Here is a 15,218-nt window from a genome sequence, read left to right as displayed (position 1 = left end):
GCATGAGTGTACCCAAGCAGCTTCCCGGCGGCCTGTCCGCCGAAACCTTCCTGAGGGATTACTGGCAGAAGAAACCGCTGGTCATCCGCCAGGCCTTCCCCGGCTTCCAGAGCCCGGTCAGCGCCGACGAACTGGCCGGCCTGGCCTGTGAGGAAGCGGTAGAGTCCCGCATTGTGGTGGAACAGGAAAACGGTCATCCCTGGCAGCTGCACAACGGCCCGTTTGGCACCGACCGCTTCACCACACCTCCCGAAGGTCACTGGACGCTGCTGGTACAGGGGCTCGATCACTGGGTTCCGGAAGTAGCCGACCTGCTTGATCACTTCCGGTTCGTCCCCAACTGGCGACTGGATGACATCATGGCCAGCTACGCGCCCCCCGGCGGCAGTGTCGGCCCCCACTTTGACCAGTATGACGTGTTCCTGCTCCAGGCAGAGGGGCACCGGCGCTGGAAATTCGGCGGCCAGTGCAGCGAACAGTCACCACGGGTGGATGGCACACCATTACGAATCCTCAAGGACTGGGAGCCTGAACAGGAAGTGCTACTCGAGCCCGGCGATATGCTTTACCTGCCACCCGCCATTGGCCATCACGGTGTTGCCGAGGATGACTGCATCACCCTGTCGGTGGGCTTCCGTGCCCCGACGGTGGACGATGTGCTCACCAGTTTCACCGACTTTCTGTGTTCCGAGACCGATGTATCGGCGCATCTCCGGGACCCGGACCTGACCCTGCCCGCCAATCCCGGCGCTATTGGCACCGAGGTCCTGCAGCAACTCAAGAACATCCTGGGGGAAAGGCTGTCAGACTCCCGCCAGCTGGCACTCTGGTTCGGACAGTTCAGCACCAGCCCGAAAAACAGCGATATCGTGATACCTGCCGAGCCCCCGGCGTCGACGGAAGACCTGTTGGAGGCCCTGGCGGAGGGCGGTGCACTGCGCTGGAACGAAGGCTCCCGCTTTGCCTACACCGAGCTGGGGGAGCAGACCGCCCTTTTTGTCGATGGCGAGCGCTATCTGCTAAGCGGTGATGCCCGCACCCTGGCGCCGCTGCTGTGCGGCGACAGCCGTCCGGACATGGCTGCACTCCGGCGCCAGTGCGACGACCCTGCGCTGGCCGAACTGATGACCGTTCTCTACAACCAGGGCAGTGTCTATTTCGAATGAGTGTGCGAATCCGCAAGTACAGCTGGCAGCTGGCGCCCCGCAGCCTGCGGAAAATCCGCCAGCGGGTATTTATAGAGGAGCAGAAGGTACCTCCGGAGCTGGAGTGGGACGACACGGACGAAATCGCCGATCACTTCCTGGCGGTATTGCCGGATAATACGCCGGTGGCCGCCGGGCGCATGTTCACCACCCTGGATGACACCGCCCATATCGGACGGATGGCGGTGTTGCCGGCTCACCGCGGCAAGGGTATCGGCGAGATCATGCTCCGCCATATCATGGTGGCAGCCGCCGGCCAGGTGAAGGACCTCTACCTGTCAGCCCAGCAGCACGCGGTACCCTTTTACCAGCGCAGTGGCTTCCACGTCTGTACCGGTCCCTATGATGATGCCGGTATCCCCCACTTCGGCATGCGCTGCCTAGCACCGGCAGAGGTTGTTGACGCGCTTTCAGGGCAAAAGGCGGCCCCCGAACCCATGCTCCTGGGCAGTGACGACACAAGCTGGCTGATTGAACACGAGGCCCAGCTTCCCCAGCTGATGGACAGCCTGGTCGGTCAGGCGCGGCAAAGGATATGGCTGTACGACCGGCTGCTGGACCACGACCTGTATGACCGGCAGCGCCTGCGGGATCTGCTGTCCTGGCTGGCACGCCACCATCGCAACAGCGAGATCCGGTTGCTGGTCCACGACGATGCCCCGCTGGTGAAGCGCCGTCACCAGCTGGTGGAGCTGATGCGCCGCCTGCCCAGCAGCATCGCCCTGCGACTGGTGAACGAAGACTATCCGTCGGTGGAACAGCCGTTTCTGCTGGTGGACCGGGAAGGCGTACTTTACCGGCACCGCTTCGACCGCCCGGAGGGCTTCGCCGGTTTCGCCGACGGCGGCCGGGTCAGACTGCTGGGTGAAAGCTTTCAACGCATGTGGGACACCGCCCGCCCCTCCCTCGAGCTGAGGGAACTACCGCTCTGACCGGTGGGGACCTTCCGGCTCTGCCGCCTCGAACTGGCGACCAAACTCCGCGAACTCGTCGTCAACCTCTTCCGCCACTTCCGCGATCAGCCGCCTCAACCACTGATGGTCGGCGTTATGCTGCAATAATGGGCTCCAGGCCATTTTCAGTTCAAAGGGCGGTATGTCGAAGGGCGGCGCCTTGATCACCAGATGGGGATTATCCCTCTGCAGCCAGGCGGCCCGACTCGGCAACGTCGCAATCAGGTCATGTTGCTCCGCCAAAAGCATGGCCACCTGGTAGTGCCGGGTAAACACCGAAATCCGCCGCTTTCGTCCCATCAGGCCCAGGGCTTCGTCCACCCAGCCAAGGCGCTGTACATCCTTTGGGTTGACCCCGACGCCCACTCCGAAGCCGGTCTTGCTGACCCAGATATGGCTGGCTTCAAGATAGCTGTCCAGGGTGAAGGGATCCTGAAGGATCGGGTTGCGGGCATTCATCAGGCAGGCGAAGAATTCTGTCCAGAGGGTCTTCTGATGAAACGACTGCGGAATCTTGTCGAACCGGTTGATCGCCATGTCCAGGCGGCCCTGCTCCACATCCTGGAAGCTGACGTCGCTGGGAGTGAGTACATCAAGGGTGACATTGGGCGCTTCCTGACGGATCCGCCGCAACACCCTGGGCATCAGGCAGGATTCGGCATAGTCACTGGCCATGATGCGGAATACCCGCTGGCTGTCCGTGGCGGAGAACGGCGTTTTCTGCTGTACCGCCTGTTCGATGTCCGACAGGATACTCCGGACCATCGGCTGCAGTTCCGTGGCTCGCTCCGTGGCGGTCATGCCCTCGCTGGTTCGGACCAGCAACGGGTCACCAAACAGGTCCCGTAACCGGCGCAGGCCGTTACTCATGGCGGGCTGGGTGATGCCCAGGTGGTTTGCCGCCTTGGTGACGTTCTTCTCCCTCAACAGCACGTCCAGGTACACGAGCAGATTCAGGTCAACGCGGGAAATATCCATGCAGAACAGCCCTCCGGGCGGTATTACATCAGGCGGTATCGGGCATTCTACCATCTGTAACAAGTTGGAACGGAATGGGTTAGACTTTTCTGTTACTGTGCCAGATACTTGCGAAAGCTCAGGGCTTCTCCTGCCCTTCCGGGACGACAGTGGTTCATCCAGTGCCCGTCCTGTCCCGCATCAGAACGATAAATCAGGGAGCGCATCCGGCGATTCATGAATACGGTAACGATTGTCCTGCTGCTGTTGGCAGTTGTCGTGGTTTCCATCATCATTGTGGTGTTCAGCCAGATGCGGGAACGGGCCCGTATTGAAAGAGCCCGCCGTGTCACCGCCCTTGAGGACGCCTACAATCGGGCGTATCGCATTTACGATGAACTGCCCGGTCAGTACCTCACCCGTGATATCAAACTGCTGCTACTCCGTCGGATGGAGGAAGTGTGCCAGCACCTCAAGCAGGAGCCCACGGAACTTCCGGTGAAGGACTGGCTGGCCCAGGTCAACGAGAACAAGCAGAAAGTGCTGGATGGTACCGACCAGCACCCCAAGGTGATCATCGATTCACCGGAAAAGTCCAACTACATCAAAGAACTACTTCAAAATCTGTTCAAGCTGGTGGAGTCACTGCACAAGTCCGGCAAGATCAACGCCACGACGGCCAAGGCGAATCTTCGCCACATACTTTTTACCATTCACAAGACCCACGCCGACCTTTTCGTTTTTCAGGCCCGGGACCATGTTCGCCAGGGCCAGTTGCGCAAGGCCATCCATGCCTATCACCTGGCCGCTACCGAGATGGGCAAATCCCAGGGCAACGATATGGCCGCCCGGGCGGTAGCCAACTTCAAGGAGCGCATCCGCGAACTGGAGCAGGAACTGGCCAGCGGCCAGAAGCCGCATACCGCGGAGCAACAGAGCCGGCTGGACAAGGAATGGGACACCTTCCTTCACGATGATGACTGGAAGAAAAAAGCGGACTACGATCACTGACCGTAGCCAGACACACAGGGAACAGAGTGAAACACCTTTTCAAGAACCGGCTTTCCTGGCGGCTTACCCGTAATACGGTACTGCTCGCCATGGTGGTCGGGCTGGCGCTCAACCTGATCCAGGTCACCGTGGAATACCACAGCACCCGGGACTACATGGACCAGGACATCAACGCACTGATGGAGATCAGCCACAGCCCGGCCTCGCAGATCGCCTATAACATCGACACCCGTCTTGCCGGTGAACTGCTGAACGGCATGCTGCGCCATCCGGCAGTCATCGACGCCCGCATCCTCGATACCGATGGCCACACCCTGGCGGCCGCCAGTCGTGGCAGTGGCGGCACCCGCTATCGCTGGATCAGTGACCTGCTCTTTGATGACTCCCGCCGTTACAGCAGCGAGCTGAAAGTCTCGGATCTCGAAGACATCGATCTGGGCAACCTGATGGTTACCATATCTACCAACCATTACGGCAACCTGTTCCTGTCCAGGGCAAGCTTTATCCTGGTCAGCGGCGTACTCAAAAGCCTGGTATTGTCGGTCATGCTGCTGGTGGTGTTCTACTTCCTGCTGACCAAGCCCATGCTGAAGGTAATCAGCAGCCTGCAGGATGTCCGTAACGCACCGGAAAAGGCCCGCCTGCCCGTGCCGCGGTCCCACGAAGAAGACGAAATCGGATCCATGGTGGCTATCATCAACCGCCACCTCGAAACCGTCGACGCGTCCCTCAGCCAGTTGCGCACCGTGGAAAGCCAGATGAAGGACTATTCGGGCAAGCTGGAGCGGGAGGTGGACGACCGCACCCGGGAGATCTCCGAGAAGAACGAAGCCCTCCAGCGGGGCAACCGCGCGCTTATCCGCGCCAAAGAGGACGCCGTGCGCCGGGCACAGACCCGGGCCCGCTTCCTTGCCAGCATGAGCCACGAGATCCGCACCCCCCTGAACGGTGTACTGGGCATGCTGGAACTGGCCCTGGAGGGTGACCTGGACCCCGCACAACGTCACCAGCTGGAGATTGCCCACCGTGCCGGCGAGAGCCTGCTGAGCCTGCTCAACGACATCCTGGACATCTCCAAGGTGGAGGCGGGCAAGCTGGACCTGGAAGTGATCTCCTTCGACCTGCGCAAACTGGTGGCTGAGTGCGCCACCATCCACGCCGAACAGGCACGGCGCAAGGGGCTGGACTTCACGACCGAAGTGGAGACCGACCTGGCGCCCCGTTACATCGGCGACCCGACCCGACTGCGCCAGGTCATCAACAACCTGCTGTCCAACGCCATCAAGTTTACCGATTCAGGCAAGGTGTCAGTACACGTAGCCCAGACCCCGGAAGGTATTCGCCTGGAGGTACGGGACACCGGTATCGGCATGTCCCGCAGTGAACTGGACCGTATCTTCTCCCCCTTCTCGCAGGCGGCCACCGATACCGCGCGCCGGTTTGGCGGCACCGGCCTGGGCCTGGCCCTGTGTCAGCAACTGGTGGAACGCATGCATGGCCAGATCCGGGTCGACTCCCGGGAGGATGAAGGCACCTGGTTTACCGTACGGTTGCCGTTACCCGCGGACCAGAACCCGGAACAGTCGCTATCCGCCGACCGGCTGCCGGAACCCGAAGCCAGGCCGCACCGCTGCAGGATCCTGCTGGTGGAAGATAACCGGGTAAACCAGATCGTTGCTTCGGGCCTGCTGCAGAAAATGGGGCACGAGGTGGATCATGCTGAAAACGGTGAACGGGCGCTGGCAGCACTTGCCCTGAAACCCTACGACCTGGTACTGATGGATTGCCAGATGCCGGTTATGGACGGTTATGAGGCTACCCGGCGAATTCGCCAGAACCCCCAGTGGAGCCACATGCCGGTCATTGCCGTCACCGCCAACGTGATGGCGGGTGACCGTGAAGAGTGCCTGGCGGCCGGCATGGATGACTACATCACCAAGCCCTACAATCGCAGGGTTCTCGGCGAAGTGATTCAACGCTGGGCGGTCACAGTCCGGGGGGCAGCTACTCCACCGACTCCAGGCGAGTAAGCAACTGCCGCAGCTCTCCCCGCAGCCGGGCAGCCTGTTCGGCGTTGACGCCCAGTTCACACAGCAGCCGCACCGGCACTTCCCGGGCCTGCTCCTGCATGGCCTCACCGGGGTCAGTGAGGGCAACCGTAACCACTCGCTCATCCTCCGCCGACCGCCGTCGCGTGACCAGCCCCCGTTGTTCCAGCCGGCGCAGCAGCGGCGTGAGGGTGCCGGAATCCAGTCGCAGCTTTTCGCCGATGGTGGATACCCGCAGTCTCTCGTTCCGGGTTGCGGCTTCCCATAACACCAGCATGACCAGATATTGTGGATAGGTGAGGTCCAGCTCCGCCAGCAACGGCCGATAGCGCGCCGTTACTGCCCGGTTCACCGCGTACAGCGCAAAACACACCTGGTTGTCCAGCGCCAGCAGATTCTCGCTGGCCGGTGTTTCGCGAGAGCAGGATTCGTCAGTCACTTACAACAACTCCAGAATATCGTCGCGTATGCTTTCAGGGCTGGCCGTGGGCGCATAGCGCCGGATCACCTGACCGTCACGCCCCACCAGGAACTTGGTAAAGTTCCACTTTACTTTTTTCGACCCCATCATGCCGGGCGCTTCCGACTTGAGCAGGTCAAATAATGAATGGGTCTCTGGTCCGTTGACCTGCAGCTTGGCAAACATGGGGAAGCTGACACCGTAGTTGAGGGAACAGAACTCACTGATCTGCTTTTCGTCACCGGGGTCCTGGTTCATGAACTGATTACAGGGGAATCCCAGAATCTCAAGACCACGGGGGGCCAGCTCGTCGTAGAGCTTCTGAAGACCACCAAACTGAGGAGTAAAGCCACACTTTGACGCGGTGTTGACGATCAGAAGCACCTTACCGGCATACTCTGCCATGGGCCGAATCTGACCCCCAATATCCGAAACCTTGATGTCGTAAATCGGAGCTGACCTCATTCCACACCTATGCAAACGTTTTCGAAATTATATTGTGCACAATCCATAAACCGCAAGATAATCTGAACTCCGGCCGGCAAGAGTCCGTGACGCTTGCCATTTTTCATCACAATTGCGCCTTGTTCGGACTGTTTTTTTCGTCCCCTGCTCCGCTAGAATGGTGCATCTGTTATTAATGTGCCGATTTTCAGGGCACCAGCACCATCATCGGGAAGACGCCTTCTATGCAGAATTACAGAAAGTCCGCCAAACTGGATAACGTTTGCTATGAAATCCGTGGTCCGGTGCTGCGGGAGGCGCGTCGTCTTGAGGAGGAAGGCCACCGGGTGCTAAAGCTCAATATTGGCAATCCCGCCGCCTTTGAACTGGATGTGCCTGAGGAAATCCAGCAGGACGTGATCTACAACCTGCACCATGCCCAGGGTTATGTTGAATCCAAGGGGCTGTTCTCCGCACGCAAGGCAGTAATGCACTACTGCCAGGAGCGGGGCATCGACAAGGTGGATATCGACGATATCTACCTCGGTAACGGTGTCAGCGAGCTGATCGTCATGTCCATGCAGGCACTTCTCAACACCGGGGATGAAGTGCTGGTTCCGGCTCCCGACTACCCTCTGTGGACGGCTGCCGTTACCCTCTCCAGTGGCAAGGCCGTGCATTACCGTTGCGATGAGCAGCAGGACTGGTTTCCGGACCTGGATGACATCCGCCGCAAGATCACCAACCGCACCAAGGCCATCGTGCTGATCAATCCCAACAATCCCACCGGGGCGGTCTACCCACCGGAGTTGCTGGAAGAAGTGATCGAGCTGGCCCGCCAGCATAACCTGATCATCCTGTCTGATGAGATCTACGACAAGATTCTCTACGACGGTGTTGAGCATGTATCCACCGCCTCACTGGCTGACGACGTGCTGTTTTTCACCTTCAACGGCCTGTCCAAGAACTACCGGGCCGCCGGCTACCGTTCCGGATGGCTCATTATCAGCGGCGCCAAGCACAAGGCGAAGGACCTGATTGAAGGCATCGACATGCTGGCCTCCATGCGCCTGTGCGCCAATGTACCGGCCCAGCTGGCAATCCAGACAGCGCTCGGGGGCTATCAGTCCATCGACGACCTGGTCGCGCCAGGTGGGCGCCTCTACGAACAGCGGGAAACCGCCTGGCGCCTGCTGAACGATATTCCCGGCATCAGCTGCGTCAAGCCCAAGGGCGCGCTTTACCTGTTCCCGAAGCTGGACCCGCACCTCTATCCCATTGAAGACGATGAGAAGTTCGTGCTGGACCTGCTGCTGCAGGAACGTATCCTGCTGGTACAGGGTTCCGGCTTCAATATTGACGACCGGCAGCATTTCCGTGTGGTGTTCCTGCCCCGGGTGGATGCGCTGGAGGATGCCATGGGGCGGCTGGAACGGTTCCTGTCCACCTGGCGCTGACCGGACCAGTCAATCCAGCCAACGGATCGCAGTATGGCCGATATTCATATTGAGGAGTTCTACCGGGACTCTGCCATTGCCCTGGTACAGCTTTACAGCGTGTTTCCCCGCAGGATCAACCTGTTTGTCGAAGACATCGCCGGGCCGGATGAGCCGGATGAGTTCGGGTTACACAGCCCCCGCCATATGGCCTGTTTTGGTGCACTGTTGTGGCTGGAGGAAGAAGGCCTGCTACGCTACGTGGATACCATTCGCCAGGAAGCCCTGGACCAGGCAGTGCTGACCCGGCAAGCCTTTATCCGCCTCAACACACCGGCGCCACTGGACCTTGTCAGTACCTTGTCGCTGCCCGAACCCGGTGTACCGGCGCCGGATGCATCCCTGCCACCTTCGGTGCGGCAGGATCGCTCGACCTGGGTTCATGTGCTCCGCCAATCCATTCGGGGCGGACATTCCCCTACCCTCAGCCGGGCCATGCAGGCGGCCTTTTTTGCCCCGGCCGGGAACTGATTCACGCTCCCGCGGTCTTTCTGATCGCAACAGGAACCCTGCCTGATTCCGCGCAGGATGGATTGAAATTACGTGCTTGAGCACCGATATCCGATTACAGGAATAACTGGCTCCTGACGAGGTCACTGAATGAGAATTCTGCTGTTTCTTGCCACTAACCTGGCGGTCATCCTGGTGGCGAGCGTTACCCTCTCGCTGCTGGGCGTTGACAGTTACCTGGCACAGAACGGGATCAACTACGGGTCCCTGCTGGCATTCGCTGCAGTCTTCGGCTTTGCCGGTGCATTTATCTCACTGTTCATGTCCAAGTTTATCGCCAAAAAGACCACCGGGGCGCGGGTGATCGAGTCCCCTCGTACGCCGGCGGAACGGTGGCTGGTGGATACCGTCGCCGAGCTGGCCAAAAAGGCGGGCATTGGCATGCCGGAGGTGGCCATCTTTCCGGCCACACAGTCCAACGCCTTTGCCACTGGGTGGAACAGGAACGCCTCGCTGGTAGCCGTCAGCGAAGGGCTGCTTCAGCGTATGAACAAGGACGAGATTCGAGCCGTCCTTGGCCACGAGATCGGTCACGTGGCGAATGGCGACATGGTCACCCTGACCCTGATCCAGGGCGTGGTAAACACCTTTGTGATCTTTGCCGCGCGGGTCATTGGTTCGGTTGTAGATCGCGTGGTGTTCCGCAATGAACAGGGCCACGGACCCGGGTTCTGGATTGTCAGTATCGTGGCGGAGATCGTGCTCGGCATTCTGGCGAGCACCATTGTGTTCTGGTTCTCTCGCCGTCGTGAATTCCGGGCTGATATTGCGGGCGCACAGCTGGCCGGCCGCAGCGCCATGATCAGCGCCCTGGCGCGGTTACGACAGGAAAGCGAGATGCCCGACCAGATGCCGGACAACCTGCAGGCCTTTGGCATCAACCGCGGTGCAAGGGGTGGTCTAAGCGCGCTGTTCATGACCCACCCGCCACTGGAAGACCGGATCGAGGCGCTGCAGCAGGCGAATCTCGGTTAGGAGTCTGTGCGAAATCCGGCCCGGGATAACACTCGGGCCGTTTCTTCACTACCTGCCAAGTCCTCCACACTCACCTTGAGGCTGCCGGGTTCCCTTCGCACCGGGTACTCCTTGCGTAGCCGATCAAAAGATGGCGCTGCGGTCTGATCATCAGAGCTTGCCCCGGCGAACACCCTTCTCAGCCGGGCATCATCATCTCTCGGGTCGTAGCAGGTCATCAGGGCACGATGCAGGGCATCGACAGGAGTGCACTGCACCGTGAACACCAGCCTGGAGACCGGCGGTGGCGGTAGCAGATGGTCCAGGGAAACCGTCGTGGGGAGGCCGGCCCACTGATGCAGTGCATGGGCGATCATTTCGGTGCCGCGACTCTTGCCTTCCAGGCTGTACCCGGCGATATGGGGCGTCGCCAGCCAGCACCGATCCAGCAACTCCGGCATCGGAGAAGGTTCGTTTTCCCAGACATCCAGGGCCACCAGTGGGGCATCAGGTTGCTGAAGCCTTGCCAGCAAAGCCTGGTTGTCGACCACGTCACCCCGGCCACTGTTGATCAAAAGCTGGTCTCCGCGCAGGCCGGCCAGGCGTTGACGGTCAAGCAGGTGCCAGGTTGGATGGGAGCCATGCCGGATGAGGGGCGTGTGAAGGGAAATAACGTCGCAGGCCAGCACTTCGCTAATGGGGGCAAAGGGCAGGTTGGCGCCGCTGGACTGAAGGGGGGGGTCACTGACGCGAACCGTCACTCCTAACCCCGACAGCACCGCCACCAGGCTGCCACCGACATTACCAGCCCCGATAACGCCGACCGTCAGCCCAGCCAGGGTTCGCCGCTCATTGCGCTGGAGGAATAACGACAGAACAGACAGCACATACTGCACCACACTGTTGGCATTACAGCCCGGTGCAGATGCAAAGGCAATATCCCGGGCTTCTAGCCATTCGGTGTCAACGTGGTCCGTGCCAATGGTAGCGGTGCCCACGAAACTTACCGGTGTTCCTCCCAGCAGGGTCTCGTCGACCCGGGTGACCGAACGCACCAGCAGTACGTCCGCATCCAACAGCTGGTCACGACTCAGGCTCCGGCCATCAACCCGCTCCAGTGTACCCAGACCGCCGCAGAAGGCCCCGAGCAGCGGGATGTTCTCGTCGGCAACGATACGCAGGGGGGCCATGGCAAGCCAGACTTTACCGGTTGCCGGAAGACCGGGGGCGGCTGCGACCGCCCTGCCCTGACCGGCTCCGGTTGCCACCACTGCGGGGGCCACCACCGGAACGACGGCTACCACGACGGCGCTGGATGAGGGGCTTCTCCAGGGGCTGGAGCAGCTCTTCCTCCGGTACCGAAGTGGTCAGCTTCTGGCTAATGTAGCTCTCGATACCCGGAAGCGCGAAGGCGTCGTCCTCACTGGCAAAGCTGATGGAAATGCCGTACTCACCGGCACGGCCGGTACGCCCGATGCGGTGAACGTAGTCCTCGGCATTTTCCGGCAGGTTGTAGTTGAATACGTGGGTAACACCCTCCACGTGGATACCACGGCCGGCCACGTCGGTGGCCACCAGCACCTGGATCTCGCCGTTCTTGAACTGATCCAGGGTCTTGAGCCGCTTGTTCTGGGGAATCTCCCCCGACATGAGGGCTGCAGCCACGCCCTGGTTTTTCAGGTCTTCCTCCAGGTCACGGCACTGGTCCCGGCGGTTGGCGAATACGATGGCCTTGTCCACCCCTGGCTGTTTCAGGGAGTTCACCAGTACCGGCAGCTTCTGCTCCTCAGACACCAGGTAGACGGTCTGTTTGACCCGCTCCGCCGTCTTCTGCTGGGGCTCGATCTCGATGAACTCAGCACCGTGGGTCCACATCGAGGCCAGGTTGAGCACATCCTGGTTAAAGGTGGCACTGAACAGCAGCGTCTGACGGTCGTCCTTGGGTGGACAGCGACGGATGATCCGCTTCACATCCGGGATAAAGCCCATGTCCAGCATGCGATCCGCTTCGTCAAGAATCAGCAGGTCCACCTGGTCCAGATAGACGTCCTGGGAGCCGAGGAAATCAATCAGCCGGCCGGGGGTTGCCACCAGGATATCCACAATTTCGTTCTGCAGCACTTCCCGCTGCTTGTCGTAATTCATCCCACCGACGACAGACACTACCCGATGGCCGGTACGGGCGCAGAGCTCCTCGGCATCCTTGGCAATTTGCATGGCCAATTCGCGGGTTGGCGCCAGTGCCAGCACCCGGGGCTCGGACGCAAACCGTTCCTTGTCCGGAACCGGAGTTTCCAGCAGCGTCTGGATGGCTGTAATCAGAAAGGCTGCCGTCTTGCCGGTGCCGGTCTGGGCCTGGCCGATCAGGTCGTGGCATGCCAGGGTATAAGGAAGCGTCTCGGCCTGAATCGGCGTGCAGTACTCAAACCCGATGCCGGCAATCGCATCCAGCAGGCGTTTATCGAGGCCCAGCTCTGCAAAGCGGATACCGCTCTGTTTGACGTCCTCTTGCGCTGGTGTTGCTTCGGTTTGCTCTGTTGTTTTGCCGGATTCAGGAGATTGCGTCATAGGCTTCGCTTACTGTTGTGAAATGTTGTGCTGTGCCGGGAACATGCGTACCCGTCAGACAGTGATATTGCTCGCGCCACCGGAGAAAATCCTCCGGTCCGGTACCGTAATGGTCCATTAACGCACCGAGAAACTGTTCCGCCCTTGGCGGTAACCCGTGGTCCAGATAATAGCAGGCCTGTTCATAGACCCGGCGCCGGAAGCCGGCCTCATCAATGGCCCCGCCGCCCTCCAGGTTATCCACACTGATATGGAAGCGGCTTTTACTGGCGACGGCAAACAGCCATTCCAGCGCCTGGGGTTTCACCTCCACCTGCTCAAAGGCCAGCTGCTGCTCCGGGGTGCGTCCGTCCGGACAATACCAGTAACCGTAGTCCCGCAGCTTACGCCGCCGCGCTCCTGCGATGCACCAGTGGCTGATTTCATGGAGAGCGCTGGCGAAATAGCCATGGGCAAAGATCACCTGAGCGCAGGGTCCGGCCAGGCCGGCCGGCAGGTACTCCGGTTCATCGCCACCACGAACCAGTTCGGTTTTCAGGACATCCCTGAAAAGGGCGTTGAACAGTGTGACAAGGTCATCTGGACGGTTATTCATGGGTCCGTTATTGTGCGGCTTTACCGGCAGGAATTCCAGCAGGATATCATCAGGGGAACTTTCCGCCACAAGCCCAGTCACTCCATCCGTTTCCGGAAGCCCTGAATTCACCTGAAAGATGCCTTTATTCATGCCACCGAGACCTCTTGCTGTTCACGCTGTAGCCCGTTTCGTCCTGCTTCTGTTATTCCTGCTTCCTGCTGGCCTGAGCCACGCAGCTTTTGGCAGTAACAGCCTTGGGGGCCAGGACTTCCTGCCGGTCGACGAGGCATTGCCGTTCAGCTCCACAACCACTGACAAGGGTGTTCTGTTACGGTGGGATACCGCTCCCGAGCACTACCTTTACAAGGAGCGGATTGAGGTTACCGCCGTAACAGACGGGGTGACTGTGTCCGCACCGGAGTTTTCCCTCGCCGGCGTCGAAACGGAGGACCCCTACTTCGGTACCGTCAACGTCTTCTATGAACCGGTAGAAGCCGAAGTGGAGCTTTCGCTCCCCGAAGGTATCCGGGAAGCCACGCTGCAGGTGACCTATCAGGGTTGCGCGGAGGCGGGGCTGTGCTACCCACCCCAGACCCGGGAGGTGCTCTACTATGCCAGCGGCAAGACCGAGGCCGCCGGACAGGCGCCAGACAGGACAGGGTCTGGCGGTCAGCCCCCCTCATCCGGGCTGGCGGGTGAAACCGACCTGGAGTCGGCCACTGGCCTGGCTGGCTTCCTGTCAGAACAGTCCCTGGCCATCATAGCGCTGGTCTTCCTGGCCCTGGGGCTAGGGCTGACCTTCACCCCCTGTGTACTGCCTATGGTGCCGATCATCTCTACCCTGGTTTCCAGTCACAATACCCGCAGCTCCGGCCAGGCACTGGTGCTGGCCTTCAGTTATGTGCTGGGCATGGCGCTGACCTACGCCGCCGCCGGTGTTATCACCGGATTGCTGGGTGCCAGCTTCAACCTGCAGGCACAATTGCAGTCGCCCTGGATTCTGGGCACTTTCGCGGCCCTGTTCGTGCTGTTCGCCCTGGCCATGTTCAACATCTTTGACCTGCAACTCCCCCAGGGCATCCAGAACCGACTGAACCAGGCCAGCCAGAACCTGAGTGGCGGGCGGTTAGCCAGTGTCTTTGGCATCGGTGCCCTGTCGGCACTGGTGGTATCCCCCTGCGTTTCGGCCCCATTGGCCGGCAGCTTACTCTATATCAGTACCACACAGGATGCCGTGGTAGGCGGGGTTGCCCTGTTCTCGCTGGGCCTGGGGATGGGTGTTCCGCTCATCCTGGTGGCCGTGGGCGGACGCAAACTGCTCCCCAAGACCGGCCCGTGGATGAACGTTGTAAAAGCATTTTACGGTGTGATGCTGCTCGCAGTCGCCATCTGGCTGGTCGAGCGAATGGTGCCCGCGTGGCTGGCACTGACGCTCTGGGGTGTACTCGCGGCCATCACCGGGGTTCAGCTGGGTGCCTTCGACCAGGCTCGCGCCGGTTGGCAACGAACCTGGAAAGGGACGGGCCTGGTAATGTTCGCCTGGGGCCTGGCCCTGTTAGCCGGAGCGCTGGCCGGTGCGTCCGATCCTCTGCGACCACTGGCACCCTTTATTGCCAGTGGGACGGCCTCCGGCAGTTCAGCGACGCAGGAGCATGCGCCATTCGAACGGATCGAAGAGCCGGACGTCATTCGGGAACGTCTCGCCGAGGCCGGGGAACAGGGGCAACCGGTTATCCTGGATTTCTACGCCGACTGGTGCATCTCGTGCAAGGTCATGGAACGGGAGGTATTCAGCCAGCCAGGGGTGATTACCGCAATGGAACCCTACACCCTGCTGCAGATCGACATGACGGACAACACGCCAGAACAGCAGGCCCTGCTGGACGAGCTTGGCCTGTTCGGACCCCCGGCCATCCTCTTCTATGACCCGGACGGCGCTGAGGACCAGAACCTTCGGGTGCTGGGCGAGATGGATCGTGCCGCCTTCCTGGACCACTTGGGAAAAGCCGAAGCGCTCCTCTGACCCGACATTTAT

General features: G+C 60.5%; 14 protein-coding genes. 8 read left to right on the top strand and 6 right to left on the bottom strand.

What is annotated here, in order from left to right:
- Nucleotides 1–2 precede the first annotated feature (2 nt).
- Entirely contained in the window at nt 3–1,166 is a 1,164-nt protein-coding gene (locus ACESMZ_RS12130) for a JmjC domain-containing protein (RefSeq protein WP_372957092.1), read from the top strand.
- Nucleotides 1,163–2,137, top strand: a complete 975-nt coding sequence (locus ACESMZ_RS12125) for a GNAT family N-acetyltransferase (protein WP_372957091.1) — start codon at nt 1,163–1,165, stop codon at nt 2,135–2,137. Before ACESMZ_RS12130 ends, ACESMZ_RS12125 begins: the two co-directional genes overlap by 4 nt.
- Here ACESMZ_RS12125 and ACESMZ_RS12120 read toward each other — a convergent pair.
- Entirely contained in the window at nt 2,126–3,136 is a 1,011-nt protein-coding gene (locus tag ACESMZ_RS12120; protein ID WP_372957090.1) for a LysR family transcriptional regulator, read from the bottom strand. The genes ACESMZ_RS12125 and ACESMZ_RS12120 overlap by 12 nt on opposite strands.
- A 216-nt stretch (nt 3,137–3,352) precedes the next feature.
- Between ACESMZ_RS12120 and ACESMZ_RS12115 the strand changes: the two genes are divergently transcribed.
- Nucleotides 3,353–4,126 carry a hypothetical protein gene (locus ACESMZ_RS12115; RefSeq protein WP_372957089.1) on the top strand — a complete coding sequence of 258 codons (774 nt, stop codon included), beginning with the start codon at nt 3,353–3,355 and terminating at the stop codon, nt 4,124–4,126.
- 26 nt (nt 4,127–4,152) lie between these two features.
- The gene (locus ACESMZ_RS12110; RefSeq protein WP_372957088.1) at nt 4,153–6,156 is read left to right on the top strand and encodes an ATP-binding protein; all 2,004 of its coding nucleotides are present in this window, start codon (nt 4,153–4,155) and stop codon (nt 6,154–6,156) included.
- On the opposite strand, the gene ACESMZ_RS12105 is transcribed toward ACESMZ_RS12110, so the two are convergent.
- Together ACESMZ_RS12105 and ACESMZ_RS12100 are read right to left on the bottom strand one after the other, a co-directional pair.
- Complete coding sequence (locus tag ACESMZ_RS12105; protein ID WP_372957087.1) at nt 6,131–6,613, bottom strand: MarR family winged helix-turn-helix transcriptional regulator; 483 nt, start codon at nt 6,611–6,613, stop codon at nt 6,131–6,133. The two genes, ACESMZ_RS12110 and ACESMZ_RS12105, sit on opposite strands and share 26 nt — an antisense overlap.
- A complete protein-coding gene (locus ACESMZ_RS12100) occupies nt 6,614–7,099 on the bottom strand; it encodes a glutathione peroxidase (RefSeq protein WP_372957086.1) in 486 nt (161 codons plus the stop codon).
- A gap of 224 nt (nt 7,100–7,323) precedes the next feature.
- Between ACESMZ_RS12100 and ACESMZ_RS12095 the strand changes: the two genes are divergently transcribed.
- The 3 genes from ACESMZ_RS12095 (at nt 7,324) to htpX (ending at nt 10,059) form a co-directional block, all read left to right on the top strand.
- On the top strand, nt 7,324–8,535 hold the full coding sequence (locus ACESMZ_RS12095; RefSeq protein ID WP_372957085.1) for a pyridoxal phosphate-dependent aminotransferase: 1,212 nt from the start codon (nt 7,324–7,326) through the stop codon (nt 8,533–8,535).
- 33 nt (nt 8,536–8,568) lie between these two features.
- Nucleotides 8,569–9,045: a hypothetical protein gene (locus tag ACESMZ_RS12090; RefSeq protein WP_372957084.1), complete on the top strand. Its 477-nt coding sequence runs from the start codon at nt 8,569–8,571 to the stop codon at nt 9,043–9,045.
- Nucleotides 9,046–9,174: 129 nt separating this feature from the next.
- Nucleotides 9,175–10,059 carry a protease HtpX gene (gene htpX / locus ACESMZ_RS12085; RefSeq protein WP_372957083.1) on the top strand — a complete coding sequence of 295 codons (885 nt, stop codon included), beginning with the start codon at nt 9,175–9,177 and terminating at the stop codon, nt 10,057–10,059.
- Here the strand turns inward: htpX and ACESMZ_RS12080 are convergent.
- The 3 genes from ACESMZ_RS12080 to ACESMZ_RS12070 are packed head-to-tail and all read right to left on the bottom strand — an operon-like array spanning nt 10,056 to nt 13,270.
- The gene (locus ACESMZ_RS12080; RefSeq protein ID WP_372972689.1) at nt 10,056–11,219 is read right to left on the bottom strand and encodes a 4-phosphoerythronate dehydrogenase; all 1,164 of its coding nucleotides are present in this window, start codon (nt 11,217–11,219) and stop codon (nt 10,056–10,058) included. The genes htpX and ACESMZ_RS12080 overlap by 4 nt on opposite strands.
- Before the next feature lie 22 nt (nt 11,220–11,241).
- Complete coding sequence (locus ACESMZ_RS12075; RefSeq protein ID WP_372957082.1) at nt 11,242–12,606, bottom strand: DEAD/DEAH box helicase; 1,365 nt, start codon at nt 12,604–12,606, stop codon at nt 11,242–11,244.
- On the bottom strand, nt 12,590–13,270 hold the full coding sequence (locus ACESMZ_RS12070; protein WP_372957081.1) for an elongation factor P hydroxylase: 681 nt from the start codon (nt 13,268–13,270) through the stop codon (nt 12,590–12,592). Before ACESMZ_RS12070 ends, ACESMZ_RS12075 begins: the two co-directional genes overlap by 17 nt.
- A 61-nt stretch (nt 13,271–13,331) precedes the next feature.
- Between ACESMZ_RS12070 and dsbD the strand changes: the two genes are divergently transcribed.
- Nucleotides 13,332–15,206: a protein-disulfide reductase DsbD gene (dsbD, locus tag ACESMZ_RS12065; protein ID WP_372957080.1), complete on the top strand. Its 1,875-nt coding sequence runs from the start codon at nt 13,332–13,334 to the stop codon at nt 15,204–15,206.
- Nucleotides 15,207–15,218 lie beyond the last annotated feature (12 nt).

The sequence above is a fragment of the Marinobacter sp. genome (assembly GCF_041690615.1).
GTDB lineage: Bacteria > Pseudomonadota > Gammaproteobacteria > Pseudomonadales > Oleiphilaceae > Marinobacter.
Note: the sequence above shows the minus strand (reverse complement) of the source record. Positions and strands in the feature narration are given on the sequence as shown.

What these genes read in the sequence shown, in the direction of transcription:
- ACESMZ_RS12075 (WP_372957082.1), bottom strand. Translation starts at nt 12,606, where the DNA reads ATGACGCAATCTCCTGAATCCGGCAAAACAACAGAGCAAACCGAAGCA.
- ACESMZ_RS12120 (WP_372957090.1), bottom strand. Translation starts at nt 3,136, where the DNA reads ATGGATATTTCCCGCGTTGACCTGAATCTGCTCGTGTACCTGGACGTG.
- ACESMZ_RS12095 (WP_372957085.1), top strand. Translation starts at nt 7,324, where the DNA reads ATGCAGAATTACAGAAAGTCCGCCAAACTGGATAACGTTTGCTATGAA.
- ACESMZ_RS12130 (WP_372957092.1), top strand. Translation starts at nt 3, where the DNA reads ATGAGTGTACCCAAGCAGCTTCCCGGCGGCCTGTCCGCCGAAACCTTC.
- ACESMZ_RS12090 (WP_372957084.1), top strand. Translation starts at nt 8,569, where the DNA reads ATGGCCGATATTCATATTGAGGAGTTCTACCGGGACTCTGCCATTGCC.
- htpX (WP_372957083.1), top strand. Translation starts at nt 9,175, where the DNA reads ATGAGAATTCTGCTGTTTCTTGCCACTAACCTGGCGGTCATCCTGGTG.
- ACESMZ_RS12125 (WP_372957091.1), top strand. Translation starts at nt 1,163, where the DNA reads ATGAGTGTGCGAATCCGCAAGTACAGCTGGCAGCTGGCGCCCCGCAGC.
- ACESMZ_RS12100 (WP_372957086.1), bottom strand. Translation starts at nt 7,099, where the DNA reads ATGAGGTCAGCTCCGATTTACGACATCAAGGTTTCGGATATTGGGGGT.
- ACESMZ_RS12115 (WP_372957089.1), top strand. Translation starts at nt 3,353, where the DNA reads ATGAATACGGTAACGATTGTCCTGCTGCTGTTGGCAGTTGTCGTGGTT.
- dsbD (WP_372957080.1), top strand. Translation starts at nt 13,332, where the DNA reads ATGCCACCGAGACCTCTTGCTGTTCACGCTGTAGCCCGTTTCGTCCTG.